At 69.7% G+C, this 2,669-nt stretch carries 3 protein-coding genes; all 3 read left to right on the top strand.

Translation table 11 applies throughout. The annotated features are described in order from the left end of the window. Positions 1-192 (top strand): hypothetical protein (locus D180_RS07950; protein WP_017912374.1); only part of this gene is annotated, 192 nt, incomplete at its 5' end. Positions 193-784: 592 nt separating this feature from the next. Next, positions 785-1,138: a hypothetical protein gene (locus D180_RS07945; protein WP_017908416.1), complete on the top strand. Its 354-nt coding sequence runs from the start codon at positions 785-787 to the stop codon at positions 1,136-1,138. Positions 1,139-1,265: 127 nt separating this feature from the next. Then, the coding region (locus D180_RS07940) for a CHASE3 domain-containing protein (protein WP_043090631.1) at positions 1,266-2,669 on the top strand (1,404 nt) is incomplete at its 3' end.

The following is a 2,669-nucleotide window of genomic DNA, read 5'->3' as shown; positions in this document are numbered from 1 at the left end:
GCCCCGACCGCCGACGCCGCTCAGGCCGCTGCCGACACCGCCGCGACCGCCGCCAACACCGCTGCCGACGCTTCGGCCGCTGCCGCCGCTGCCCCGACCGACGCCGCTGCCGACAAGGCTGCCGACACCGCCAAGGCTGCGGAAGACACCGCCGAGAAGGCGAAGGACGCTGCTCAGGAAGCCAAGAAGTAATCACTTCTCGCTTTTTGCAGTCCTGAAAGAGCCGCTGGTCCGCCAGCGGCTTTTTCTTTGCCTGGCGTTTGCCGGGCAGCGCGGCAACGGCGCCACCAGCGTGCCGGCACAGCGTGTTCCCGGAGGGCGGCTAGGTGACGACGCATGCATGTGCGCCTCGCGCGAATGCCGCGCCGTCGTCCGCCGCTGACGTCGCCTCGCAAGCGTGCGTCCCCGCACACAGGATTCGTCGGCGCCATTGCGTCGTCCACGCGTAGCGCGCATGCAAGCGCGACGCATGACCCGCACGACGCGCCGCACCGCCGCCCGCGGCGGGCGATGCGCACCGCTGCCAGGCGCCATGCACGTGCGGCGCGTACGCGCCGACGCCGCACATCCGCATGGCCCGCATCGCCGGCATGCGACGGCATGCGACGGCATGCGACGGCAGCCGCGCGCATCGCAGTGCCTGGCTCCCACCCCACGGCGCCTCCCCCACCAGCGGCAGTGCCTTCCTGAACACTGCCCCGCGCCACCGCTTCGCCTTGACGCAGGCTGCATGCGCGTCCGCCTAGGCTGCGCCGCGTCACCCACCCGTGGACGGAGAAGCCGCATGAACAAGACCCCGATCGTGGCCCTGCTGGGCGCCCTCGCACTGGCTGGCTGCCAGGGTCCCGAATCGCAGCAGGCACAACGCGACGCCAAGGTCGCTGCCGAACAGACCGGCGAAGCCGCCAAGGAAGCCGCCGGCCAGGTCGCGCAGGCCGGGCGCGAGGTCGCCGCCGACGCGCGCGATGCCGCGCACCGTGCGGCCAACTCCGATGCCGTCAAGGATGCCTCGGCCGCAGCCAAAGAGATGGCGGCCGATGCCAGCGAGGCCACGGCGAATGCGGCGCAGAAAGTCGCCGACAAGGCACGCGAGAACGCCAACGAAGATCCGCACAACGGCGACCGCGAGCAGCATTGAGTCATTGGCCGTCCCCGTGCATGCGGGGGCGGCCTCTGCCGCGCAGCGCGTGCCGCGCGCTGTGCCGGCAGGGCGTCTTTTGTGACGCCGGTCCAAGGCGTTCGCGGCGTCACAGTAGACTTTTGCGATGCCGATTCTCCAACGTGTGCGGGCCAGGACCCGTCTAGCCCTGCTGTTCTCCGCCGCGGTCTTTGTGCTGATCGGCGCCGGCGTGTTCTACGGCGCACAACGCGCGATCTCCGACGCCGCACGCGTCGCGCATACCCACGAAGTGCTGCGCAACATCGACGAGGTGCAATCCACCTTGCTGATGACCGAATCCTCGTTGCGCGGCTACGAGTTGACCGACAACCAGGCCTATCTGAGCCTCTACTACGACAGCGCCGAACGCGTGCCGCGGCAGTTGGCGCAGCTGCGCAAGCTGGTTTCCGACAATCCGGTGCAGATCGCCAATGTGCAGATGCTGCAGCAACTGGCGAACACGCGATTGGTGCAGATGCGGCAGATGCTGGCGGTGTACCAGCGCGACGGTCTGGAAGCGCTGCAGCGGGCGATGGCGCCCAGCGTGTACCAGAGTTCCAGCGCGGTCCGCGATCAGGTACAGCAGATGACCGACGTGGAACTGCAGCTGCTGCAGAGCCGCGACACCTCCAACCAGCGCAGCGCCGACATGTTGCTGGCGCTGGCCCTGGCCGGCATCCCGTTCGGCCTGGGCAGCGTCGGCGTGGTGTACGCGCTGCTGCTGCGCGAATTACGCAACCGCAGTAACGCCGAACAGGCGGCCTCGATCGCCAACGAGAAGATGGAAGCCAGCATCACCGAGCTGGAGCGCACCAGTGCCGACCTCAACGCGCTCAGCCGCTATACCGGCCTGCTGCAGAGCTGCGTGGAGCCGGCCGAGGCACTGACGGTGACCGCACGCCTGCTCGCCGCGCTGATGCCCGACACCGGCGGCAGCGTCTATCTACTGCGCGCCTCGCGCGACCGCGCCGAGGAAATCGTCAGTTGGGGCCAGCCGCCGGTCGGCAGCGAGCCGGCCGTGGCGCCGCAGGACTGCTGGGCCTTGCGCCGCGACAAGAGCCACTTCGTGCATGCGCAGGGCCACGACTCGGCCTGCGCGCATCTGCGCGAGGATCCCTACGCCGCCGGTGCCAGCACCGCCTGCATCCCGCTTTCCGCACAGGGCACGCAATTGGGCTTCGTGTTCCTGGCCGGGCGCGGCACCGGTCCGCTGCCGCGCATCGCCATCGCCGAGGCCGCCGCCGAGCAGCTGTCGCTGGCGCTGAGCAACCTGCGCCTGCGCGAGTCGCTGCGCCTGCAGTCGATCCGCGACCCGCTCACCGGGCTGTTCAATCGGCGCTACCTGGAAGAATCGCTCAACCACGAACTGGCCCGCTGCGGACGCCGGCAGATGCCGCTGTCGCTGCTGATGCTGGACGTGGACCATTTCAAGCAGTTCAACGACCTGCACGGCCACGGCGGCGGCGACGCCCTGCTGGCCGCGGTCGGGCAGATGCTGTCGACGCGGCTG

Origin of the sequence: Xanthomonas sp. SHU 166, assembly GCF_000364685.1 — a bacterium.
Lineage (GTDB): Bacteria > Pseudomonadota > Gammaproteobacteria > Xanthomonadales > Xanthomonadaceae > Xanthomonas_A > Xanthomonas_A sontii.
Note: the sequence above shows the minus strand (reverse complement) of the source record. Positions and strands in the feature narration are given on the sequence as shown.